This is a genomic window from Microbulbifer maximicatervae (SeqCode), from assembly GCF_052468095.1.
The window spans coordinates 373,996-399,322 of record NZ_CP174332.1 but is presented as its reverse complement, the minus strand read 5'-3'; the positions used below and the strand labels follow the sequence as shown (position 1 = coordinate 399,322).

Here is a 25,327-nt window from a genome sequence, read left to right as displayed (position 1 = left end):
TTTGGACACTGGCGTTTTACGCAAATATTCACCCTACAATCAAAAGCTATGAAACTGAGCGAAGTCACTCTCGAACACCACTATGCGGATATGGGGGAAGCCTTTGGCACCCCCATAGCACCCACTCCTTTCCGCCACCCCAAGGTAATCGATACCAACCCTTCAGTGCTGCAACTATTGGGAATAGATCCCAACGAGAAATCTGACCCCGCCTGGGCCGAGCTGGGCTGTGGCGCCCGCCTGTTTAAGGGAAGCCGCCCATTTGCGATGAAATACACCGGTCACCAGTTCGGGGTCTACAACCCGGACCTGGGGGATGGGCGAGCACTGCTGTTGGGTGAAATCGAGAGTGAAGGCCGGCGCTGGGAACTGCATCTAAAGGGTGCAGGAAAAACGCCCTACTCCCGCTTTGGCGATGGCCGCGCAGTATTGCGCTCCACCATACGGGAGTACCTCGCCAGTGAGGCACTCTACGGCCTTGGTATTCCCAGCACCCGGGCACTGTGCATTGTTGGAAGCGACGAACCAGTCACCCGAGAGAAAATCGAAACCGGGGCCATGCTGATCCGAGTGGCGGAGAGCCACGTGCGTTTCGGTCACTTTGAATACCTGTTTTACACCAAGCAACTGGAGGCCCTGCAGGAGTTGATCGGGGTTATTTGCCGACGCTTTATACCGGGTACAGAGGGTATGGCAGTGGGAGACCAAGCTGAAGCACTGCTGCGCTTTACCACCCGGCGCAGTGCAGAGCTAGTGGCAGCCTGGCAGTCCGTAGGCTTTGCCCACGGCGTGCTCAACACCGACAACATGTCGATTATTGGCGACACCTTTGACTACGGGCCCTACGCCTTCCTGGACGACTACGACCCCACTTTTATCTGCAATCACTCCGACCACACCGGCCGTTACGCCTTTGAGCAACAGCCTGGAGTCGTACTGTGGAACCTGAATGCTCTCGCCCATGCACTGTCGGCCTTTGTCGGTGTAGACGCCCTACGCGAATGCCTGGAGCAATTCCAGCCGGTGGTAAGCGAGGCCTATGCGCAACGTATGCGGGCCAAACTGGGCCTGGAAAAAGAAGAAGATGGCGACCAGGCCCTCTGCTCGGAACTGCTGAAGTTGCTACAACACGGCCAGGCCGACTACAGCCTGTTTTTCCGCGCCCTGGCCCACTACCGGGGGGAGCGTCCGGCCAGCGCTTTGCACGAGTTACTCAAACCCACTCACCACAGCGCCCTGGATCAATGGCTGGAGCACTATGATCGCCGCCTCACCCGGGAGACAAATAACTCCCGGGAGCGCAATCTAGCCATGCTGTCAGTCAACCCGAAATACATTCTGCGCAACTATTTGGCACAGAAGGTCATCGAGGCTGCTGAAGATGGCGACTATCATCCTTTGCGGACTCTGCGCCAGTTACTGCAATCCCCTTTCGCCGAGCACCCGGAGCGGGAAGTCTGGGCCAGTGCACCGCCAGAATCCGGCAAGCGTATCCCCTTGAGCTGTTCCTCTTAAAGGTGCCTTTGGGTAACTCACAAAGGTCCCGAAATTGGAACAAATAGAGAGAAAAGGCAGGGATATGTGGCCAAATGCTACTTTTTGACTGTTAGATTTTACCTGATGACGACTAGCCCACTGCCCTCACAGGTGACTTGATGTAATATCCGGGTCACCCTACTTTACATAGGAAAATAAGTGATGATTAGAAACCTGCTTCTGGCCACCTTTGGCCTGCTGTTCGCCCTGCAGGCCAGTGCTGCAGATATCCTGGGCAACTGGCGCACTATCGATGACGAGACCGGAGAGACAAAGTCCATCGTCAACATCTATGAAAAGGATGGGAAGTATTACGGCAAGGTAGTGGATCTTCTGATGAAGCCTAACGACACCGTTTGCGACAAGTGCCCAGGCGACCTGAAAGGTAAGCCCATTGTCGGCATGGATGTCATCAGCGGGCTGGAAAAGAAAGGGAAAAAATACGAGGACGGGGAAATTCTCGACCCGGTAAAAGGCAAGATTTACGACCTTAAAGTCTGGCTGGAGGATGACAACACCCTTAAGCTGCGCGGCTACCTGGGCTTCCTCTACCGCACACAAACTTGGCACCGAGTTCAATAAGCAACTAGGTGCAGCTCTCGGGCCCGAGTTCTATCGGGCCCAGAAACCTCTCTCTCAAGCCCAGTTAAAGCACCACCCTGCCGCTTTCACCGCTCGTTGCACGGGCCGACACCACTTTATCGTCTTCACTGGTATCAATTCGTACCTTGGCGCTCATACCTGCGCGCAGAGGCGGAGAATCCTTGAGGGGGTATAGACGCAATCGCACCGGCACCCGCTGCACGACTTTCTCCCACTTGCCACTGGCATTCTGCGGCGGTGTGGAAGCAAACTCACTGCCACTGGCGGGGCTCATACTGTCCACCTGAGCCTGCCACTCAAAATCCGGGTAGGCATCCAGGGTCACTTCCGCTTGCTGACCCGTGCGCACGCGACCCAGCTCAGTCTCTTTCAGGTTGGCCTCCACCCAAAGGCCAGTGGAGCCAATCATTTGCAGCAGGTTAATGCCCAGAGTGGCCATCTCCCCCACCTTGGGTACGGTATTGGCAATAGTGCCATCCACAGGAGCAATAATGCGCGTGCGCGATAACTGGTAGCGGGCGGTATCCAGTTGCGCTTGAGCCACTTTTAAATCTGCCTGCTCTTCCAGGGCAATACTGGGATCACCTCCCAGTTCAGCGCGCAAGCTGGAGAGCTTCTCAGCATTAATGGTGATCTGTGCACGGGCCCGCTCCAGCTGCTGGCGGGCGCTGTCCAGCTCCGCCTCGGAAAACGCCACCTTGCTCAGTTTTTCATTGCGCTCCAATTGGCGGCGGTAAAAGTCCGCATCTTTGCGTGCCTGCTGCAACGCAGCATCTGCTTCAGCATATTCCGAACGACGAGCGAGCAATTCGTTGCGCACCTGGGCCAGGCGCGCCTCCGCCTCAGTCACCGCCAGTTCGAAGGCCGTGCGGTCGATCTGAATCAATAATTGCCCTTTCTCCACGACCTGGTTGGCACTCACCAGCACCTGAGTGACAACACCACTAACCTCGGGCGCCAGGGAAATCTTGTCCGCTTTCACGTAAGCGTTCTCTGTCTCGACAATATCGCTACCGCGCAACAGGTTCCATCCCCCTATCAGGACGGCCAGTACCAGGAAAAAGGAGAGTGCGAACTCTCGTTGTCCGGCGCGGTCTAGCTTAATGGACAGCTTTTCAGTCACATTCAATCTCTTCACGTGTCAAATTCTTGCGCAACCGCAATAGCAGCGACTGCAATTGATCCACCTCTGCGGCGGAAAAGCCCGCAAGTGCCTCACTGCGGGTCTGCTGGGCTACACCGCCCAGTAACTCAAGGGCCGGCATTGCCTGCTCCGTCAGATAAATACGGAAACAGCGCCGGTCCTCGGGATCGGGCCTCCGCTCCACCAGTCCCTCCTGCTGGAGGTTATCCAGCTGGCGCGCCAGACTGATCGGCGCTAGGTCCAGGCGCTCGGCCAACTCTGCCTGCTTGAGGCCCTCCTCGCGCAGTAGATGCCAAAGCACCTGCCAGCGGGATCCACTCAGCCCGTGGTCCTTGGCTCTGCGGTCGAAGTTTCGCCGCAGCAGCCGTGCTGCACTGTGTAGTTCAAAACTCATTTCAGTAACGGCATCTTCCCTGGACATATCTGCTCTCCCTGTCTAAGGCCGCTCATTATAAGCCTGCTTATTATTTCATCAATGTGCGAGTTATCAATATCCCAAAACCCCATTAAAAAAGGCGGTCACTAGGACCGCCCTTTCGACCTGCATCCGGGATGGGCCTATTTCTCCAGAACCTCGATCTTATCGACCTTCTGGAAGCCCCGGGGCAGCTTGTTGCCGCGTCGGCCACGCTCGCCGCGATAGTGATCCATCTCCGAGATCTTGATCTTGGTATGGCGCTTACCGGCGTGAACGACCAGCTGGTCCCTGCCCTTCAATACAGCAACACCAATGACCACCTCTTCGCGGGCCGCAGCTCGGGCCGAAGTGATATTGATAATCTTATTGCCCTTGCCTTTGGACAATTCCGGCAACTCAGTCACAGGGAATACCAACATGCGCCCTTCAGTGGTCACCGCTGCCAGCAAGACGTCATCGAGACTCTCCAGCAATTGAGGTGGGAGTACCTGGGCCCCCTTGGGCAGGGTCAGCATGGCTTTACCCGCCTTATTGCGCGACTGCAAATCAGAGAGCTTGGCGATAAAGCCATAACCCGCATCGGAAGCCAGTAACACTCGCTGCTCATCAGGGCCCATCAACAAGCCCTCAAAGGTGGCACCGGAGGGCGGATTGATACGCCCACTGAGGGGTTCGCCCTGCCCCCGTGCTGAAGGCAAAGTGTGGGAGGCAATGGAGTAACTGCGACCGGTGCTATCGAGTAATAACGCGGGCTGGTTACTCTTGCCCCGCGCGGCAAAACCGAGACTGTCCCCCGCCTTATAACTGAGTGCTGCCGCATCAATTTCATGGCCCTTGGCCGCGCGAATCCAACCTTTTTCAGAAACGATAACGGTGATGGGATCTGAAGACAGCAGCTCGGATTCACTAAACGCCTTGGCCTCTTCACGAGCCACAATCGGGGAACGGCGATCGTCGCCAAACTCTTTGGCTGCGGCCAGAAGCTCTTTCTTGATCAGGGTCTTAAGGCGACGCTCGCTATTCAGGGTCTTGGTGAGGGTATCTCGCTCTTTTTCCAGCTCCGCCTGCTCGCCGCGAATCTTCATTTCTTCCAGGCGTGCCAACTGGCGCAGCTTGGTATCGAGAATGTAGTCCGCTTGGATATCCGTGAGCTCAAAGCGATCCATCAGCTCCTGCTTGGGCTCGTCACAGGTACGGATAATTTCGATCACTTCATCAATATTGAGGAAGGCAACCAGCAAACCTGCCAACAGGTGCAGGCGCTTCTCAACTTTATCCAAACGGAACTGCAGACGACGGCGGGTGGTAGTGGCGCGGAAAGTCAGCCACTCCCGCAGGATTTTATCGAGGGACTTCACCTGCGGGCGCCCGTCGATACCGATCATATTCATATTGACGCGGTAGTTGCGCTCAAGATCGGTAGTAGCAAACAGGTGATTCATCACCGATTCCATATCCACCCGATTGGATTTCGGCACAATTACCAGGCGCGTCGGGTTTTCGTGATCCGACTCATCGCGCAGGTCGCTCACCATGGGCAGCTTCTTCGCCTGCATCTGCTGGGCGATCTGCTCCAGTATCTTGGCACCGCTCACCTGATGGGGCAACGCGGTAATGACAATATCGCCGTCTTCCTTGCTCCACAGGGCGCGCATCTTGATAGAACCGCGACCGGAGGTGTAAATCTTACGGATATCATCCCGCGGCGTAATAATCTCTGCCTCAGTGGGCATATCCGGGCCGAGAATATGCTCACACAGCTCTTCTACTGTGGCCTTGGGATTTTCCAGCAGCTCTACAGTCGCGTTGACCACTTCGCGCAAGTTATGCGGGGGAATATCCGTAGCCATACCCACGGCAATACCGGTGGTACCGTTCAATAGAATATTGGGCACCCGCGCAGGCAGTACGCAGGGCTCATCCATGGTGCCGTCAAAGTTGGGCTGCCAGTCCACAGTGCCCTGACCCAGCTCCGACAGCAGCACTTCCGAATATTTACCCATGCGCGACTCGGTGTAACGCATTGCGGCAAAGGACTTGGGATCATCCGGCGAGCCCCAGTTGCCCTGGCCATCAATCAGGGGGTAGCGATAACTAAACGGCTGTGCCATCAGTACCATCGCCTCGTACACGGCACTATCGCCGTGGGGGTGGTACTTACCGATCACATCACCAACGGTGCGCGCGGACTTCTTATACTTGGCAGTATTCTTCAGGCCCAGCTCACTCATGGCGTACACGATACGCCGCTGTACAGGCTTAAGGCCGTCACCGATATTCGGCAGGGCGCGGTCCAGGATCACATACATGGAGTAATCCAGGTACGCCTTTTCGGTGTACTCCTTTAACGGCAGGCGCTCTGTGGCCTCATAAACAGAGGTGTCGGTCATACAGCACTCGTTATTTTGTTCGGAAGGGGCGGATTATGGCGGACTGAGGCGGGAGGTTCAAAGGGAGCTGGTAATGAAGCACTATCTGACAAAGGGGATTGGCATAGTCCTCAATCTCGAACTGCTTTAGTTCTATGCAAAATGGTACTACACAGTTATTGCATTAGGAAGGAATAGGTAAATAAAAGGCCTTGTGCCGGCTCCCCTTTCCTGCCGGGAACGCAGTGACTAAAGCAAAAAAGGGATTGCGGCAATTGCGCAATCCCTTTTTGAAGTTATGTATCACCAAAAGCATTGTTACTTATTACAGAGGGCCAGAGGGGTCGCCACCAGCACATGAGGAGTAGTTACTGGCCTTAAAGCGATGCTCAAAAATCAGCTCTACATCCCTAATTGCTTCAACATCCACCACTGAACCGTAGATATCCTCCAATAAGAAGGATAAACGCCAACCTGTCGCTGCCACACTGCGTTCTTTAAATTTATTCGTAACCGTATTGATAGAACCCGCTCCAGATCCAAATACATCCAGAGCCGCACTCATAGGTACACGATAACTATTGCGAACAGCAGCCAGCTGAGAAAGTCCTGCGGCATCCCAGAACAGCGCACTGTAAGTGTTGAACTCTCCCTCAACCCCAGCAGCACCTTCATCAGTGATAACTTCATTTCCAGGGAGAGAATCCCGCACAACACTGGCACCACCATAGGTAAGGTAAGCCGGGGTTTGAACTTCACCACTAGTGCTATAGAGAATGGGGATATTAAGCTCTACTGTTTCAATCTTATCCCCATAGGCACCAGCAACCGCGATACAGCTCTCCCCATCCACTTCACTGATAATCGGTCCAGTGAAAAGGTCACTCCTAACAGGTTCTTTAACCGTACTAAACTCGATTGTAACCCAGGTGTCTGACCCGAAAGTGCGCGCCAGTAATTTCAGCTGTTCTTGGAAGGCCTCTCGGGCGCTTAAGCGGGGCCCGTTTTGCTGATTCGGATCTGGGTGTAAATAGGTTTGCTCTCTACCGTTAATACTATCCCTGTATCCGAATACATCCTCTTTGATGGAAAAGACATCTCTCTCCTGATGAGAAGTAGCTATACCCGGCGAGTCAAAATCCATCATTTTGCCGTAAAAATCCCACATATCCCCAGCACTGCGCAGATGGAATACAGAGCCTTTGCTGATATCTACATCACGAATAGCGAAAGGTTTTTGCCATTTGTACTCCAGGGCCTCGGCAGTATAGAAAAGCCACTGTTGTGCCCGATCAAAATCACTGGTCGCTTTTAAGGCCGTCTCTGTAATTCGACGAGAATAAATCAAGTCTGCAAAATAGCGCTGAGCGGCCATTGGGGCGTCACTGGTTGCAACCGCGACCAAGCTTTTGGCCTGATTCAAAATAACAGAGAGACGTTTTGCTTCCTGCACCAGTGTCGCTTCACTCTGGGCGAGTTCCAAAACAATGGCATTCACTTCGAGCCATAAGCTTTCCAGGCGGTACTGACTACCAGCTTGCAGAATTTTACCGCTGCTATCATACAGAGACGCACGGTGCTCAGCTGCAAGAGTCACGTTCGCAGCTTCGGGCAAAGTAAAATCATCAAGGGTGTCAATAGAGTTGTTAACTGCAACCAAACGATCTGAAAGTTCACCAACGGCATCCCAGCTACTACTCATGTAAGTTTGAGCTGCTATAGATAGAGATTCGAATAATACCGAGTGGGAGTTGAACACTTCTTGCTTCTGGCGAATGCGATTAATCTGTTGGCCAAGTGAGCTCTGCTGCGAATGATAATCCACAACAATCTTCTCAAAACCATCTGCAACACCAGCATCTTGCGCTAAGCGCTCCACTTCCAACTCGATTTTTGCCAGGCGATTATCAAGCCGCTGAAGACTTAGGGTGATAGAATTTTGAACACTTTCTACATTCCGCGACCAAGCAGCTACTTCACTATTGTCTCGAGCCTCACTGGTGATATCTACACAGCTTTTTTCATAGCAACTACTTGGGAATCTGGCACCTAACAAACTGTATAATTTATTAGACGACAGTTCATGGCGCCCAATATAGGCGTCCGTTAATGCCTGGGCATTATGGAGGTAGTTATCATAATCCAACTTGGCAGTAGCAAGACTACTGTCCGCCTGCACAATAAAACCTGTGTCTTCCCCATCGAGGAACTCACTCAATATATTGAAAGCATCAAAATGTGTATCGCTGCTAAAACCATGTGGCACAGCTAACTTCGACATACCGAGGAAATTGGTATCACCGGTAAGCCAGGACATAGCATTTTCCAGCTGATCAAGTTGAAAATGCCACTGCTCTACCGCCTGAGGTAAACCGGAATGCGAAGATACTTCAGTAAAATCAGTACCGGAGAATAGAGTGCGTAACTCAGCTTCCTTGGCTACCAGAGTATTCCGCAAAGATAAAATCTCATCGATCATTTGAGTAGACAAGGAAGAGTTAAGCTGGTCTGACTCTATCAATAAACCTGCCTGCTGTACTTTTACAGCAGCGAGATTACCCATTAACTGGTACAGCAAGGTGATATCTTTGTACTCGCCAGGCAAAACACCGGCTGGGGCGACATCGTTTTGGGTATTTGTTACGGAATCATAATATCGAGGGCTAACTTGCCCCCGAGAACTGGTCAATTGCTGCAGATAAGTGGGCGTATTCTCTACAAGAGCCACATACTCAACGAAAGCACTATTGAGCAGGGTAAAGGCATTCCCGACATGCTCAATTTCAATAGCAGCCAGCTCTCCATTCAAACGACTGGACAGCGCCTTATCTAGAGCAATATTGGCGTGAACAATTTCTGCGACCGCTCGATCGTAATAGAGATCCAGCAACGACTGTTGCAGGTCTAAATTCGTGGGGTATAACTCTAATTGTTCATAAATCAGAATTTCAGCAACAGAAGTACGTGCACGCTCCGGATCGCCATATAAATCAGAAAACTCTTTGGGAGAGACACTGCTAAGATAGCTATTGATGACTTCTTCAGATGTACCATCCAAGCTATACATTAAATCTAAATAACGGAATGCTGCATTATCGCGAGAATAAACCCCACCTTGCGGATCCTCTGCCTCAGCACTTACTGAATCAGCTTCGTTATAATAAAGCTGCTTACGAATAGCATCTACTAGCAGCTGACCTTCTACTTGAGTACCAATTCCAGTAGAAAAATCCAGTGCACTAGCTCCATCTAGTTTTGATGCAACTATCAATTCATTGCCAGACAACTTATCTGTGACTCCAGATTCGCCTCTAGCAGGGGAGTGCAACGACAGCCCAGCAACTAGTGCCAGTCCCATAACAGCTGTCGATTTCGACGAGTATTTCATTTATTCCCTTCCTATATTCTTATAATTTATCCCTTTAGCCTGCTACATCCATCCACATACGTTCACCGCAATAAAACAATACAACAGGATAAAATTCGCACGCTTTCTAACATGGCAATTAATTTAATTCAACAACAAAAATTTTCCACCAACCCGCATTACCACCAAATTTAATTAATTAAATAAATTCGCATATAGCAGGGGCAAATATTCATATTAAATATATTTACAGAAGGGCTCTCGTATACCCCGAAAAACATCATTAAGAAAAATTAAAAATCTACATTATCTTGACTATAAACATGATTCTCACAGGGTCCATAATGGATAGTCGTAGAACATAAAATTATCGACTCAGCAATATTAAACAACTCAAAGTAATGCCTATAAGAAATAATCATATTTTGGTCGCAACCCTATAGGCAAACATCAGAAAAATAATTAATTTTCTCAACATGGCTTCTTATTAAGCAGGAAACACAATTTCTTATATTGATATTTTTAAACGATAGAACCAAATGAGGAGTTCTTATCCACGCGGAAATTATAAATGTTCAATAAAGCTATAAATACTTCACTCAGAGCACCAATGCGGAGATAATTATTGGTATCCAATATCTATAGGGCTATCCATGCCGGACCTTAAAATCAAAGATCTTTCTATCGGCACCTTACAGGGCGCAAGTTTTACCCTGGAACCCGGCCTAATTACCTGCATATCTGGATCATCTGGTTCAGGCAAAAGCCGATTGCTTAGAGCCATAGCAGATCTGGAATCTCACAAAGGTGATATATTCCTGGGTGGTAAATCTCAAAATTCTTACCCGGCACACAAATGGAGAAGCCAAGTGATGTTGGTTCCCGCGCAGACTGCCTGGTGGGAAGAAACTGTCGGCGATCACTTCGCAACCCCCATGAATGATGCACTTAAACTTCTCGGCTTTCCTGAAGATGCAGTAAAGTGGCAAATAAATCGACTGTCTTCGGGAGAAAAGCAGCGCTTGGCTCTTATTCGCGCAATATCCTACAAACCCCAAGCGCTTCTTCTAGATGAGCCTACGGCCAATCTAGACGCCAGATCTGCCCAGGAGGTAGAGCAATGGCTGACAGGGCTTATTGAGGAGCACAAGCTGCCTACGATTTGGGTAGCTCATAGCCAGGAGCAGATTCGAAGGGTAGCTCACCGCCACTTGGCCATTGTTGATAATCAACTGAAAGAACAGGAGATCCGTCGATGAATGTAATCGACCTATCCTGGTGGCAGTTGTCTTTGGCAGCAGGGTTGGTATTGGCTCTAGCCGTATGCACTCATGTAGCGCGACTAAAACTAAGTAGATCGTTAATTGTTGCCGCTCTACGCACGGCTATTCAGCTCACTCTGGTAGGATTGGTACTGGAAACCCTTTTTGCAGTTGGCACCCTACTTTGGGTGGGACTTCTGGCTTTGGCAATGCTGCTATTTGCTGGGCAGCAAGTGGCAGCCCGACAAAAGTATCGCCTGCTCGGTGGCTGGAGTTTTGCCGTAGGCACTTTATCAATGCTGGTGTCCGCTTTCAGTATCACCATATTGAGTTTGGCCGTACTGATTGGCCCTACTCCCTGGTACCAACCCCAGTATTCCATTCCACTTTTAGGTATGTTGCTGGGGAATACAATGACTGGTGTTGCCCTAAGCCTGGACCGTCTAACAGAAAGTATGCACCGCTCCAGGGATATTATTGAGAATCGCTTGATGCTGGGGCATACCTGGCAACAAGCCAGCCTGGAGTTTCGGCGGGATGCGATGCGTGCAGGATTGATGCCGACAATTAATTCCATGGCTGCCGCTGGGATAGTATTTTTGCCGGGAATGATGACAGGGCAGATTCTCTCAGGCACCTCCCCTACAATTGCCGTCAAATATCAAATCCTGATTCTTTTTGCGATTGCATCAGGCACCGGTTTCGGCACTTCTCTCGCCGTTGCCCTGGCCTCAAGGCAGCTCTTTGATAAGCGGGAGCGCCTGCGCACTGATCGCCTGATTAAAAATGTCTAAAGTCTGTGGAGAGATGATTCGATCGAAGGAAGGAGAGCACTGGACACCTGAGAACCAGCGCTCTATTAACCTTTAACGGCCAAAGAATAAGATAGCCCCGGCGATAATCAGACCTACCAGCAAGGCCCATACTCCCCGCAGCATCAGCGATCGGGCATATTCCGCCTCTTTGTAACGCAATGCATAGGGAATGCCGGTAATCGGCCCGAGGACGATCGTTACAATCCCCCAAACCCAGCGCTTGTTACCCAAGGCCGTCAACGCAGCCATCAGGCCACCAAACCAGCATAAAGTTACGCCAATTACAATTACCACCAACGCCAGGATGGACCACCATTGATTGGCCAGGAAAATTTCTACAATTTGGGTTTCAGTCATGGAATTTAGCCAGTCCGTATTACCTTCCGATTACATCTTAATGCTCTCGGCACCTTAAAAGATTAGGTGCTTCCAGAACGAGACATCCGGATACCAACGCAAAGATGCTAAAAGAGCCGCCGCAGTGAGCGAACCCCATGCAGATGACCCTTTTGGTACCCTTCTAAGCTGAAATCACCAGTGATGGGAGCGGCGATACAGCCCTAGGACGCTATAGTAACCCTAAAGTGAATCCCGGGCGTATATTCCGTCTTGACTAAAAGATACCCATAGAGATAGCGAGCACTCACTATCATGAGTACTCAGTAACTATCTCCAGCCCCGTGATCTTCTGGGTGTCGTTGGCAAATTCGTAGTAATCCGGCTTTTCATCGATAAAGATTTGATGGGTCATTGTTGTCTCGGCCGGAAGATCAAAGATCCCCGCTGGCACTGAGTATTGGGAAGTTTCCTTTAAGCGATAAAAGAGGTGCGAACCGCACTTTGAACAAAAACCCCGTTCAGCCCAAATTGATGAATCAAATACACTGACATGTTCCTCACCGGTAATCTCAACACTGGTTTGACAATCCACCGCCAACAGAGGACCACCGCCCCATTTTTTGCACATACCACAGTGACAAACCCCCAAATTTGAAGAGGGTAAAGATGCGCTAATTGTCACTGAACCACAGAGGCAACTTCCGTGTACTTGAGTCATTTTTTTACCTAAGTATTTCTTACTTCAGAAAATCAATATCAAAATCGGGAGTGGAATCTACCATAGAAAACTAATCAGCCATTGATCAAAATCAGCAATATCGTAAGCTTCACATCGCAATGTGAAATAGTGCACAAACCTCCCAAGAAATAATCACTCCGCAATAAACAGCCAATAAACAATAAATCACTGCTCATTCAGCTCACCACACTAAACTCATCCTAACATCTAAAAAGTTAATGAAAGTCCTAAGATTTTTTCAAGCCAGCCAAACATGTGCACCTTATCAAGCAACATTAACGCTTATTTACGGGGATTCAGGCCAACTTATATATTCCCCGAGAGAACCCACTCAGCAATCAGACATTATTTGAATTATTTTAAATAAACTCTAATTCGAAAATTCCACCCTTGGATCACCAAAATCCTTACCAATATAGTCAGGTGCGCAAGGGATTAATTCTGAAGCCTCTATTCCCGCATCAATCAAATACTTTTCGACATTTCGGCTTCGCTCCATTGCCAAATTTTCAAGTTCCTCACGAAGTTCCAGAGATGGGTTTTGGTAAAAAGCAACTTGAGCTCTTCCGCTTCTGCTCATACCTGCCATGGAATAGGGGTACAAGGCTTGCCAGTCCCGGGCATTAGAGATGCCGCATACTCCTGGCCGTGCGTCAGGGTTCTTAAGTAAAACAAAGACCATACGCTGTAGTTGTGTCAGTGCTAAATTAGTTAATTTTGCACTTCCAGGCTCAAAGTCAATAGACGCAAATGATTTCGCCCTGAAACGCCCCCAGGCATAACGTGCCAACAAATATACGCCATAGGGAGTCAAATAGCTTATCAAGGCATCTATAATTGCCTTTTGTAGCAACTCACTAAATACAAAACTAAAGGAGAACTTGGGATCGCGAATATTGCCGCTAACAGGCATGCCAAACTTGATATCCCCCCGCCCGTCTTTTAGCAACCATAGAGCAATATTCAAGGGAATCAGAGTGGACTTCACCGGTAGCTGATCATCTTTCCGCACCCGGCGAACTTTTAGTTTTTCCAGTCGTATATCGGCAAAGCCATCGAGTTCATTTTCAAATACCCGAATATTAACTACCGCATCTCCCTGCCCCTGAAGGATTTTGTAACCTAACAACTTGGCCATATAAGGCGTAGCAGGTATCAAATTTACGCTGGTGAGATATCCGGTAAGATCAGCATTCCACTTTTTATCTCCCAAGTAATCTACAGTTCCCCCTATCTGAACCTCACCAAATCCGCCAGGCCTTCCATTAACAACAATCACCGCAGGGGGGTGTTCGGCTAAGTTACTTAAATCACTGAGATTAAAGTTGATATCCCGGACCGGTAAGCGGGCCCTGAATTCATCTTGATAGTCTACCCAACTAAAAGTGCCGTGTTTTAGATATAGGTCACCGAGATGATATAGTAGCGGTGGGCTGCCATTCTCCCTGAAAGCAAATGTGTCAATACCACCAAATCCTCGCAGTTCATTAATTTTTCGGGCTACCGGAAACTTCCCCGATAAATCCCTTAAGAGAATAAATCGAGGGCGCAGAAAGTCGATAAAACCAACAGTGAGTGTTTTCTTAGGGCGGTAGTAGCTCAAACCTTCAACCCACAGGGACTTAAAATCAGCCATCCATCTATGGCGATCAAAATCCAAACTATCCGGGTTTCTCTCAAAAAAATGAAAGTGAATTGCCTCACCACTGGCAAAGCGCCACTCGGTATCGGTAAAGAGCAAATGCGACAAGGTTATGCTCTCACCGTGCACTAACTCTTCCCCAGAGGGTGAAAGTAAAGTGATGCCATTGACCCTCACAACAGCAAGTTCTGCCCCCTGACCACGGCGGTAGTTTCCCTCCAGCATTAAACTCGAGAAGCTGAAGCAATGATCTCCCTGATCCAGATAACCACTGGGAAAACATCCTGCAATTTCCTTAAACTGTAAATCCTTGAAGTCAACTCCCTGCCGACTGATATTTAAGTGCCCGGCCCCCATACCGGATACGGATAAAAGTTTAAGTGGCAATTCCTGTGGAAAATTTTGCTCATGCAACTGTACATTACTTATTTTTATCCCAGAAAGGATAAGCTGCCTACCGCTAGAGCCATTAATACCTTCTGCCTTGCCAATACTAAAGGCCCCAAATTCATAACAGGGCGCAATCTTTTCGTCTTTTAATAGTCCCCCTGGCATACATCCCCTCGCACCAGAGGCTTTCGCCAAAGATTCCCCTTGCAAGGAGATATTATCAATTTCAAATTTTGGTATTTTCAGAGGGCCCAAATTTTTCCTGGGTATTGATAACCCAACCAATTCTACAGAACCTTGAAGTGACCAGGGGTGTGACAATTTGATTTTCTGTAATCCCGGCATGGATAATTTATCAACCCCAAAACAATGGTGGGAGTCACCTGCCCTGGCCCGACTCAGCTTATCCACAGTTACTGCAAGCCCCGTATCCCGCGTACACACCCGGATATTCTGCAAGCTTAGATTCGACACTGAGAACTCTGCACCGCTATCCCAGATAAATCGACTCCAACTCAAGCTCTGGACACCGGCTTCTAAATAGCCGCTACCCTTTTGCCAAAACGCGATAGGCTTACTCTTTAACGGTCCTAAATCCAAGCGGGGGGCGTCGGAATCTATACCCAATTTTGCCCAGGAATCACTAAAGCTTATTTGTGGGGTCTCAATGCAATCAGCAAGACCCATATCTTCATTATTTTCAGAAGAATAAGATCTCAACCCACAAAGCAGAACATCATCGATATTGAGCCCATAAAAATCGAGAGTATTGGAGGAAAAAGACGTTCTCTTCGTGAATACTCGCCCCAGTTGCAACATGGGTACAGTTTCAAAGTCCTCCTTTAATTCCACTTCTTCGATCGACCAACCGCTTTTCCCTACCGAATGGATATCTTGCCCAAATACACAGGTCGGTATCGATTTATACGCCTCTGCTAGCCAGGGAAGACACAAGGTTACTCTGTCAGCAGCAACATCCTGCAATGCAATTTTTGACTGGGTAGGCTTTTCCCGGGACCATAGCAACTCTAGCTTTGGTATAAGTACACCCCCAAGGTCAAAAACATTCTCGCCAGACAGGTTTTTCAACTGCACGGATTGAATTGCTGAGTCATCCATATTGGCAATTAGATTGCGTTGGCTGAAATAAACGAAGGAGTAATCTCCCAGTAAAAGGCGCTCAACATCTACACAGTGAATATTTAGTGAACTCACTTGCCTACCGCCGGGAAAGCAGCCACTCAACTGCTCAGCATTTGCACCGGGCAAAGCGATATAAGATTCAGAGTCTGGTGTACGTCTATGCCTTAGCCTGACAAGGGGTAGCTCTATCTTTTTTAAGTCAAATAATTTCCTGCCTCCCTTTGTCTTCGCTTCAGCACTAACCACGGAAATTTTTTTTACAGAGAGATCTATCCCCTGCTGCCAAGATATAAAGAGCGGCTCCCTTTGCTCTAATGAGTGGATATCAAAGCAAACTGGCAGGTTTTCGTGGTTTTTATTGGCGCGATAAAATAACCTTTTCCAACCTTCATTGAGACAGCCAGCCAGTTTCTTCAAAACAAGGTTTTTTATTTCCAGGTTTGGGTTTTCTATGGTGGCCAGCCCTAAGTCGTCAGGATTTTTATCCGCATCAATATTTTGTTGATCCAGTCTTCCTTTTTCGGTGCCGTAATTATCATCACCAACTCCTTGAGGAATACCCGGTAACTGACTGGTCGCCACCCAAGGATTATTTGTAACCTTTCTTTTAAATAAGCTATCGCCACTTTCAAACTGCTGTATCAGTAAGCCACTTCCTGCACCAGCGGAATCATTTAGAAGTAATCGGTGAAGGCGCAGTTTTCCCAAAATGGCATAGCCATCTTCACCTCCCTGCCAGGCAAAATGTCCCTGCCCTGAAAAGCTGTTCAAACGTGCGCACAAAGGCTGCCAATCCGAGGGGAGAAAGTCCTGCGGCAAACACCCTGATAGTGACTGGATAAAAAAGTCCTGAGCAGATAGCGGGCCGTTACGACCTATTGTATCAATGGCCCGCCAGCGTAGGTCCTGTAGTTTAGCTCTGGGACGGCCTCTGGCACCTATTGAAAATTGAGCCAATTGCAGAGGACCGCTAGAAAGCCCCCAATCAATATTGTATTCAGCAGAGCCGAACTGAAAGGCAAATTCCTCTGTACTTTTGAGACCAACCATAGAGACACAGTGATCGGGCTTCTTCCACAGACCGCCCGGTACACACCCATTGGCTGTTTCTATCGCAAGATGGGCAAAAGATAATATTCGCGTTTTGGCATAAAACTGAAGAGGACCAAATACACCATTATTAGCCCTGATGGGATGGCTGGTAGATCGAGCCATATCCAAGAGGTAGCCCCGATTAATTGAACTGGCCCCTGTATTTATTTTTAAGCGATCGTTCCAGTCGAAAACCGTTTTTTCCGGCAGGTCTAAATTAGCCGCTCGCAGACACAGGTGGGAATTGGCGTTACGCAGATGTCGTGGACACCAATCAAATGCCTGGGCAAAGCCTCGCCTCCATCCCAAGCGCTTTTTCGGGCGTTCAAAATTAAACTCACTGATGCTAATAACCCCGGCCCGCCAATCCTGCCAAAGGCGATCACTGTGCCTCAGTACAACACTCTCACCATTGAGCTGCCGCCACTGGGCACGAGCCTTGCGGCCAAACCCGAATTTCATATCGCCTTCTGCGGCAAGCCGGCGGGCGGAGGCGCAATGTCCAATCAGGCTTTGCAGCCCTGTTATTGCATCGGCCCAACGCTGTGGCGGGCATCCTATAAAGTATTCCGCAGTAAACTTGTTAAGATCTGTATTGAGGCTCGGCCAGGAAAAATTGACCTGAGTTCCTTTCAAGCTGCCTATCACCGTGTTGTATCGTGATTTACCTCTCTCCCAGACCAATAAATCACCGACCTGTAAATCCCCAATAGCAATATCTACGTTCAGGGGAACATCACCTTTACGCCATAATGCCAGCGTGAATTTATCGGTTTGGAGCTTGCCGATGGCTGCACAGGTAGCTTGCTTCCAAATAGGCTTGTGCAGGTAGCAAAGTTCACTATCCCGTATCTGGGCGCGACCGATAAGCAGCCTGAAATCGCGATCCTGCCGCGCTCCGCCTCCAAGATTCCAGCCACCCACCTCCCACTCCCGGTACAGTTCACCCGGGTAAGACTGCAGGTCCATATAGGCACCGCTCACCGATGCCTTGGGTAAATGAGCTCGCCCCCATAACAATTGCCACCAGCTGTAATCGAGCATTACCTCATGAGCAGAGAACCCCCGCCCTTCGCGATTCTCAGCTTTTACATCAATCGCTATAACACTTAGATCCAGCAGCGATACGCGCAAGTGATCCACATGGAATTCAAGGCCTCGCTCCTCCATCCAGTCGCCAGTTTTTACCCGCACCCAGTTTGCTGCCCACCAGTGAAAAACTTCCACCAGCAATAGCCCAGCTAGCAGCCACCAGATTAAGCGACGGAAAAAGGCACTCTGAGAAGCGGACTCTGGGGGCATTAGAATTAAGCGCCAGAAAATGAATTTTATGCAGATTACAACTGCAATTAGGCCCATACAGTAAAGACCAGCACCTGGGGATTTTTTTGCCTTGGCGCTGCTATTCGCGATAATAAGCAGCTGCGTCGTCCATTCGCTCGCAGTCAAATGCGAACTGTCTACTATTTATCCAGGGGTGTATTTGCGCGGCGCGGAAGTTTGGGAAGCCAGTATCCTTACCGCCTCTCATTTTTTCTGTTACCCAGCCAGTGAGTAGACATGCAGGAGCATCCAAACTACCAGGACATCCTTTTGGTCGGCGGCGGCCATAGCCATGCTATTGTGCTGCAAATGTGGGCCATGAAGCCTCTGCCAGGCGCGCGTCTGACCCTGGTCTCTCCCCAGGTGCAAACCGCCTACTCCGGTATGTTGCCCGGAATGGTTGCGGGCCATTACTCCCTGGAAGACACTCATATAGATCTGGCCAGGCTCTGCCGGGCCGCTGGTGCCCGCTTTATACAAGCCTGTGCACACGAAATTGACATCGAAAATCACACCGTATCCCTATTGGGCAGGCCTCCGGTAGAGTACGACCTGCTCTCTTTGGATGTCGGTGCGACTCCCGCCCGCGAGTTACCGGGCTCCGAATTGGCAATCCCGGTAAAGCCTATCGGGCATTTCTACCGTTTCTGGCAAAAACTGCAAAAACAGGTTGGTGAAAACACCTCGCCCTTCCGCTTGGGAGTTGTCGGCGGCGGTGCCGGAGGCTGCGAGCTGTCGATGGCAATGGCGCACGCTTTACAAGATGCCGTTAAGAAAAAGCAGGTAGAGGTTCACCTGATTCATGGTGCCGCCGCAATTCCCCAGGGCTATCCCGTCAGAGCACGCAAATTAGTCTCAAAGGAGATGCAAGAGCTAGGCGTTCAGTTACACCATAACTGGACCGTTAATGAAATTACCGAACAGGGTGTCGTTAATGGGAGCGGTGACTGCCTGCCCCTCGATCAGGTAATACTCACCACCAATGCCTGTGCCCCCCCTTGGCTGGCCAACTCGGGCCTGTCCCTCGATGACAAAGGCTTTGTGGTGGTAGATCAAACACTTCGCGCCCAGGGGTGGGAAGACATTTTTGCAGCTGGTGATGTGGCCAGTTTCGCCCCAGAGCCTCTACCCAAGGCCGGAGTTTACGCCGTTCGCCAGGGGCCAGTTCTATTTCACAATCTGCGCGCCTCCCTGACCGGACGCCGCTTAAAACAATACCGGCCACAAAAAGATTTTCTCAGCCTGCTCTCCTGTGGTGGCAAGCGGGCTGTGGCAGTTCGAAATGGCTTCGCCGCTGCAAGCGGTCTGATGTGGCGATGGAAAGACTCTATCGACCGCACATTTATGCGACGCTTCAGTGAGCTGCCAATGGACATGGCTGATCACACTGCCAAAACCAAAGACATCGTCGACCAGCGCTCAGGCTCTTCTCTATCTCCTATGCGCTGTAATGGCTGTGGCGCAAAAGTTGGAGCCGACATCCTGCGCCGCACGCTGGCGACCCTTCCGGATCAGCATTCGGAATACCTGTTAAAGGGCGTCGGTGACGATGCCGCAGTTATGGACCTACCGGCTAATCATTTATTAGTGCAAAGCTCCGACCAATTGCGTGCACCTGTAGATGATCCGTGGATATTTGGTCGCCTGGCGGCTCTGCACGCCCTATCCGACCTATTTGCTATGAATGCTCGCCCCGCCACCGCACAAATCCTTGCGACCCTGCCTACAGCTGCTGGCGAAATTACCCGGCGAGACCTACAGCAGTTACTCGCAGGCGCCATCCACGAGCTGAACCGACACCACTGTGTCCTATCCGGCGGTCATACCGCCGAAGGTTCTGAAATGCTAATGGGCTTAACCGTCAATGGATTTTCCGAGCGGGAGCAACTCCTGGAAAAAACGGGTGCCCGTGGGGGAGACTGCTTGATCCTGAGCAAGCCATTGGGCGTAGGCACTATCCTGGCAGCAGAGGGCGCGGGTGAGGCTAAAGGCCTATGGTTGCAGCAGGCGCTGGAAACCATGTTGCATAGCAATGCCGACGCCGCAGAGATATTTGCCCGCCACAACGCCAATGCGCTGACAGATGTCACCGGCTTTGGCCTGCTAGGCCACCTATTGGAAATGCTCGGCCCTGAAGGGTTAAGCGCGACACTGATCGCTGAGAATCTACCACTAATCTCCGGCGCCGCCACTTGTATCGAGCGCGGATGGCTATCCAGCCTGCAACCGCAAAATGCCAATGCCTACGCCTTTGTGGAAAACCCCCAGGAGTGGCAGCGGTTACCCCAGTGGTCGCTGATTACCGATCCACAGACTTGCGGGGGACTCCTCGCTGCTGTTCCTATTGAGCAAGCCGAAGCCTGCGTGGGCGCACTGCTAGAGCGCGGTTACACCCAGGCGTCAATTATCGGTGTAGTGACGGACTCACAGAATCCAGAAGTGAGCGTACACTTGCGCAAGTCAGCAGACTGGCGAGCGCTAATTTCACAGGACAACGAGACTGTACCAGGCCAGGTTTAAGGATTTTGCGAAACCGGAACAACAACCGGTTATGAGCTTTGTATGATTTCTATTGAGAGAGGCCTTCACCGACTCTGTTAACTTGTCATCTGTCTTTCAGCGCGACATACTGGCGCTAGAAAAAACATCGGTGACATATTTCCCGATACCAAAAAAGGTCTTCACAGATTGGGGAGTCGGCTTTTAGCAATCGACAGGAAGACCCCTATGAAAAAGATCGTCATTATTGGCGGCGGTGCCAGCGGCCTGCATTTGGCTACACGGCTCGGTCAATATTTTTCTTTTACCCCTTTCTTTAAGCGCCGCCGCAAGTCCCCCGCTGCACAAGTTACTCTGGTTGATCGAAATCGCACCCACCTGTGGAAACCACTGCTACATCAGGTTGCCTCCGGCGCATTGGATGCCAATATGGATGCACTGAATTATCAGGTGCATGCCCGCATTCACGGCTATGAATTTCAGTTGGGTAGCCTGCAGTCCCTGGATCGTGAACGACAAGTAGTCGGGCTCGGACCTGTTAATGATGAAGACGGTAGCGAGTTAGTACCCGCGAGGGAATTGGAATACGATTATTTGGTGCTGTGTATCGGCGGACATAGTAACGACTTTCATATTCCCGGCGTCAGAGAAAACTGCTTTTTCCTGGATAGCAGCAACGAAGCACAAAAATTTCACCAAAACCTTCTCAATCGTTTCCTGCGGCTGGAGACACATGTTGATGATAAGTTAAAAGTGGCAATCGTTGGCGGCGGTGCAACCGGTGTAGAACTCTCTGCTGAATTGGTGGATGCCGTAAAACAAGTCGGCAACTATGGACGCATTCGTCCCAATGCGATGGAAATCACCTTGATAGAAGGGGGTGAGCACCTACTCCCAGCACTACCAAAACGAATTGGAAATAATGCTGAACGCGAACTGGCCAAGATGGGGGTTAATATCCTTACCGGCCACCATATTGCTTCAGCAAACGAACGTGGACTTACCACCTCCTGTGGCAGGGAACTCCCAGCCGCAATCCGAGTGTGGGCTGCCGGCGTCAAAGCTCCGGGATTCCTCACCCAGCTGGATGGTCTCAGTACCAACCGACTCAATCAAATCGAAGTGGAAACTACCTTGCAGACCCAAACTGACGCAAAGATATTTGCCATGGGGGACTGCGCCAGTTGCATTGACGGCAATCACCAGCGAGTGCCTCCGCGCGCCCAGGCAGCACAGCAAATGGCTACCCTGGTTGGCGACAATATTATTGCCCTATTTGAAGATAGACCTTTGCACCATTTTTATTATCGCGATCGAGGCTCTCTGGTATCCCTCAGTCAATACACTGCCGTTGGCAACCTGATGGGGGCGCTGGTTAAAGGCAGTCTTACCGTAGAAGGACGCCTTGCTGGCCTTGCCTATCGCTCGCTCTACCGTATGCACTTGGCGGCAATCCACGGCTGGCCGAGAGCTATGCTGCTCTACTTAATCGGGCAGGCGAACCGGTTTGTGAAGCCGAAGCTCAAGATGCACTAAAGTATCGATCCCATGGAGCTAAGGGGATATTAGACAGTTAGTGCAAAACTAACTAATAGCACGACCAATAAAACCCTGCACATGGAAGTGCCAGGGCGGTAACATTACGAGTCACACCAGCCCATCAATTAAGACCTCTGAGCTGAATGCGAGCTCCTCTGAAGATCCAGGCAATGCACTTGTGTGAAAATATAAAATGAAAAAACAGTATCAAAAAATCGTTGCACTTACCGGCGCAGGAATTTCAGCTGAATCCGGCATAGGTACTTTTCGCGGTGCCGACGGCCTGTGGGAAAACCATCGCCTGGAAGATGTCGCAACGCCAGAGGCATTTGATCGCAATCCGGCACTGGTACATAGATTTTACAATGAACGCCGCCAGCAGCTGCTATCTGCAGATATCCATCCCAACCCCGCCCATCTCGCCCTGGCCGAACTGGAACAGAAATTCCAAGGGGATTACTTACTGGTTACTCAAAATATTGACAACCTGCATGAGCGCGCGGGCAGTGAGCAGTTGATTCATATGCATGGAGAGCTACTAAAAGCACGGTGCCGTAGGAGCGGAAAACTATATCCCCTCGATTCGGACCTTTCGATAACTGATACCTGTAGTTGTTGTCAGCAGGCGGGAAACCTTCGCCCCCATGTGGTCTGGTTTGGAGAAATGCCCCTGGAAATGGAAACTATCTATCAGGCGTTGTCCGATTGCGACCTATTTATCAGCATTGGCACATCTGGAAACGTCTATCCAGCAGCGGGATTTGTTGAATGTGCCAATCAGGCTGGAGCTCACACCATAGAGTTGAACCTGGAGCGCAGTAGTGTCGGCGATGCCTTCAAGGAACACCGCCACGGACTGGCGTCACAGGTAGTCGATACTTTTATAAAAGAAATTATTAATTAAGATGACTCTGAAACTGCATTTTCAGTCTGCGAGGATTTCATCGGGCCATAGCGCTGTATCAAAGTGGTTACCCCCTCTTTATCACGCACAAGGATATAGAGTCGGTCAAACTCACTGGCCTCTCGAATAGGTCGCCCTTTTTCACCGCCGAGCAATTCCGCCAGTTTTGGAGTGGTATTGCTGTGCCCAACCACTAAAATTCGATTTCCCGCCTGCTGCAAAGAGTTAGCAAATTCTTTTAAATCTCTGGGGTTATAAATTTCCACTTCAAGCCCCAGCTCTTTTGACAGTGGCTCAACCGTTTCCCGGGTGCGGTTGTAGTCAGTGCTATAGATAGCATCTATACCCACTCCCCCAAGAATATATGCGAGTTGCCGTGCACGCTGCTGGCCCGCCTCAGTCAAATGAGGGTCGCGACCCACCCCGGGCCCCTTCTCTTTTTCTGCATGGCGTATCAAGTAAATAACCTGAGACTCAGAAGAGTCGGCTAAAACCCTATTTGAAGCCCCAACCAGAACAAAAAGTGTACAGAAAATAAACAACTTAAGTCTTGAAAGCACAGTATAAACTCCCAGGTAAATAACGGCGCAGACATATGCTGAATATAATAAGGTAAGTAAAGAGAGGATGCGGCGAAAATGCCAAATAATGCGATGAATTAAAATCGAACGATTTTTAAAAAAATATTTGATGCCGGATATCCGGCATCAAATGAGTGGTCATCCAGAATTAGATTTTCCACTCTTTTACGGTGTCCAGGCCGTACTCATCAATCCACTGGCTCAGGGCCTTAGGATTACGCTTTTTCTTTTCAACAGTAGCGCCGGTATACGGGTTGCGATAGTGACCAGTTTCCAGCTTGGGCTCTGCTGCCTTTGCTGCCGGTGCTGCACGACGGCCGCGACGGGGGCTGTCCCCTTCCTTCTTGAGGTGACGGGCAACGCGAGCCTTCAGGGTTTGTACGTAGTCTGCAGGATCTTCATCACCCAGCTGTGCTACCAACCATTCAACGATTTGCTGGCCACGGGCAACGAAGAACTCCTCTTCATCCATGTGGTATTCAGCAGCAAGGTTTACCAGTGCTTTATCATAGGCAATTACGCCATCTTTCTTGCGTTCAGCCTGAGCCATTTGCTCTTGTAACTCTTCGATTCTTGCCTGATGTTCGGCGATTTGTTGTTCAAGTTGTTCGTATTCCTGAAACATTCAATAAACCTCAACGACGGTTATTAAAAAACACAGAGATATATCTGTGGCGCTGGGCGACACAGATTGTTATTTCGGATATACCGTGTAAAAAATCAACAAACATCATGGCTGGCCAATGGCAAGCAATTTAGTGATGTTTAGTCCGGCATATTATGAATTGCCCGATATACATGAGTAGATACCACTACACATCGTGTAGTTCTGGTGTTAGGTATATTCGGCAAATACATTATTAAAAACTAGCCGATTTCAGCTCGGTTCGGCAAACACTCCGAATCACTGATTATATTTTTCGACTGAGGTCGCGAATAATAATCTTTCACCGGCAAATATCAACCATTTGTGTCCCTACCTTTGAATATAATAGGAATAATTCAAAATAAGGGCTAAAAAGTGTAACAAAGGCGGCCATATCTGCAATCTTAAAAGGATATCCCTAGGGAGCGCAATTAGCTATATTGTAGCTGCAGTCGTCAATTGCAAATTAGTCGCTGTGTAACGGTAATCGAGCATATTGCCAAATACAATTGGATACCCAGATCATACTATGTCCACTCACAATAATATCCACCATATACCGACTTTGGCCGCTCTGATGACGCCATTTCCCTACCATATCGATATCAATGCCACGGTAGAGGATGCTCTGGCAATGATGGAGGAGCACAAAGTACGCCACCTGCCGGTAACACGTGCAGGCGACTTGGAGACGGTCATTTCCCGAGGGGATATCGAAAGAGCCAATGCACCAGGACACCGTCTAGAAGAGCAGCAGCTCTATGTACATGACCTATGTGCCAGACGTCCCTTTATCGCAGATATCCACGACCCGCTGGATAAAATTCTCTTAGCTATGGCCGATACCAGTATTGGCTCTGTACTGGTTATGCGGGAAGGCGAGCTGGTTGGAATTGTAACTGTGACTGATATTCTGCGCTTTTGTAGTAAGTTCATGGCAGAGTTGGCCCAGCCGGTAGACGATTCTATTGCTTAA

Annotated in this window: 17 protein-coding genes; 8 read left to right on the top strand and 9 right to left on the bottom strand. The window is 49.8% G+C overall.

The genetic code is table 11. The annotated features are described in order from the left end of the window. Positions 1–48: 48 nt before the first annotated feature. Positions 49–1,515 (top strand): protein adenylyltransferase SelO, encoded by a 1,467-nt coding sequence (locus tag ACJJIL_RS01765; RefSeq protein WP_445361062.1) that lies wholly within the window; start codon positions 49–51, stop codon positions 1,513–1,515. 183 nt (positions 1,516–1,698) lie between these two features. After that, positions 1,699–2,118, top strand: a complete 420-nt coding sequence (locus ACJJIL_RS01760; RefSeq protein WP_445361061.1) for a DUF2147 domain-containing protein — start codon at positions 1,699–1,701, stop codon at positions 2,116–2,118. Between the two features lie 64 nt (positions 2,119–2,182). Here ACJJIL_RS01760 and ACJJIL_RS01755 read toward each other — a convergent pair whose 3' ends face one another. The 4 genes from ACJJIL_RS01755 to ACJJIL_RS01740 form a co-directional block, all read right to left on the bottom strand. Continuing rightward, the gene (locus ACJJIL_RS01755) at positions 2,183–3,262 is read right to left on the bottom strand and encodes an HlyD family secretion protein (RefSeq protein WP_282931136.1); all 1,080 of its coding nucleotides are present in this window, start codon (positions 3,260–3,262) and stop codon (positions 2,183–2,185) included. Further along, entirely contained in the window at positions 3,255–3,704 is a 450-nt protein-coding gene (locus ACJJIL_RS01750) for a MarR family winged helix-turn-helix transcriptional regulator (RefSeq protein WP_282931135.1), read from the bottom strand. The genes ACJJIL_RS01755 and ACJJIL_RS01750 overlap by 8 nt, the downstream gene beginning before the upstream one ends. A gap of 137 nt (positions 3,705–3,841) precedes the next feature. Beyond that, positions 3,842–6,091 (bottom strand): DNA topoisomerase IV subunit A, encoded by a 2,250-nt coding sequence (gene parC, locus ACJJIL_RS01745; protein WP_445361060.1) that lies wholly within the window; start codon positions 6,089–6,091, stop codon positions 3,842–3,844. 304 nt (positions 6,092–6,395) lie between these two features. After that, a complete protein-coding gene (locus tag ACJJIL_RS01740; RefSeq protein WP_445361059.1) occupies positions 6,396–9,458 on the bottom strand; it encodes a hypothetical protein in 3,063 nt (1,020 codons plus the stop codon). Between the two features lie 632 nt (positions 9,459–10,090). Between ACJJIL_RS01740 and ACJJIL_RS01735 the strand changes: the two genes are divergently transcribed. Both ACJJIL_RS01735 and ACJJIL_RS01730 read left to right on the top strand, forming a co-directional pair. After that, positions 10,091–10,696 carry an ABC transporter ATP-binding protein gene (locus ACJJIL_RS01735; RefSeq protein ID WP_445361058.1) on the top strand — a complete coding sequence of 202 codons (606 nt, stop codon included), beginning with the start codon at positions 10,091–10,093 and terminating at the stop codon, positions 10,694–10,696. After that, complete coding sequence (locus ACJJIL_RS01730; protein WP_445361057.1) at positions 10,693–11,493, top strand: ABC transporter permease; 801 nt, start codon at positions 10,693–10,695, stop codon at positions 11,491–11,493. Before ACJJIL_RS01735 ends, ACJJIL_RS01730 begins: the two co-directional genes overlap by 4 nt. Before the next feature lie 72 nt (positions 11,494–11,565). On the opposite strand, the gene ACJJIL_RS01725 is transcribed toward ACJJIL_RS01730, so the two are convergent. The 3 genes from ACJJIL_RS01725 to ACJJIL_RS01715 form a co-directional block, all read right to left on the bottom strand. Continuing rightward, the gene (locus ACJJIL_RS01725; protein ID WP_282931129.1) at positions 11,566–11,871 is read right to left on the bottom strand and encodes a hypothetical protein; all 306 of its coding nucleotides are present in this window, start codon (positions 11,869–11,871) and stop codon (positions 11,566–11,568) included. Positions 11,872–12,163: 292 nt separating this feature from the next. Next, complete coding sequence (locus ACJJIL_RS01720) at positions 12,164–12,571, bottom strand: GFA family protein (protein ID WP_413663447.1); 408 nt, start codon at positions 12,569–12,571, stop codon at positions 12,164–12,166. Positions 12,572–12,962: 391 nt separating this feature from the next. Then, the gene (locus tag ACJJIL_RS01715) at positions 12,963–18,161 is read right to left on the bottom strand and encodes a DUF748 domain-containing protein (RefSeq protein WP_445361056.1); all 5,199 of its coding nucleotides are present in this window, start codon (positions 18,159–18,161) and stop codon (positions 12,963–12,965) included. A 258-nt stretch (positions 18,162–18,419) separates the two neighbouring features. On the opposite strand from ACJJIL_RS01715, the gene ACJJIL_RS01710 reads away from it, so the two are divergent. The 3 genes from ACJJIL_RS01710 to cobB all read left to right on the top strand — a co-directional run bounded on the left by ACJJIL_RS01710 (position 18,420) and on the right by cobB (position 23,124). Next, on the top strand, positions 18,420–20,702 hold the full coding sequence (locus tag ACJJIL_RS01710; protein WP_445361055.1) for a slr1591 family oxidoreductase: 2,283 nt from the start codon (positions 18,420–18,422) through the stop codon (positions 20,700–20,702). Between the two features lie 207 nt (positions 20,703–20,909). Continuing rightward, positions 20,910–22,217: an NAD(P)/FAD-dependent oxidoreductase gene (locus ACJJIL_RS01705; RefSeq protein WP_444892108.1), complete on the top strand. Its 1,308-nt coding sequence runs from the start codon at positions 20,910–20,912 to the stop codon at positions 22,215–22,217. 196 nt (positions 22,218–22,413) lie between these two features. Beyond that, the gene (gene cobB / locus ACJJIL_RS01700) at positions 22,414–23,124 is read left to right on the top strand and encodes a Sir2 family NAD+-dependent deacetylase (protein WP_444907167.1); all 711 of its coding nucleotides are present in this window, start codon (positions 22,414–22,416) and stop codon (positions 23,122–23,124) included. Here the strand turns inward: cobB and ACJJIL_RS01695 are convergent. Both ACJJIL_RS01695 and ACJJIL_RS01690 read right to left on the bottom strand, forming a co-directional pair. After that, on the bottom strand, positions 23,121–23,684 hold the full coding sequence (locus ACJJIL_RS01695) for a SixA phosphatase family protein (RefSeq protein WP_445361054.1): 564 nt from the start codon (positions 23,682–23,684) through the stop codon (positions 23,121–23,123). The genes cobB and ACJJIL_RS01695 overlap by 4 nt on opposite strands. 169 nt (positions 23,685–23,853) lie before the next feature. Beyond that, entirely contained in the window at positions 23,854–24,330 is a 477-nt protein-coding gene (locus tag ACJJIL_RS01690) for a DNA binding protein (RefSeq protein WP_282931121.1), read from the bottom strand. 550 nt (positions 24,331–24,880) lie between these two features. Here ACJJIL_RS01690 and ACJJIL_RS01685 point away from each other — a divergent pair. After that, the gene (locus ACJJIL_RS01685; RefSeq protein WP_282931120.1) at positions 24,881–25,327 is read left to right on the top strand and encodes a CBS domain-containing protein; all 447 of its coding nucleotides are present in this window, start codon (positions 24,881–24,883) and stop codon (positions 25,325–25,327) included.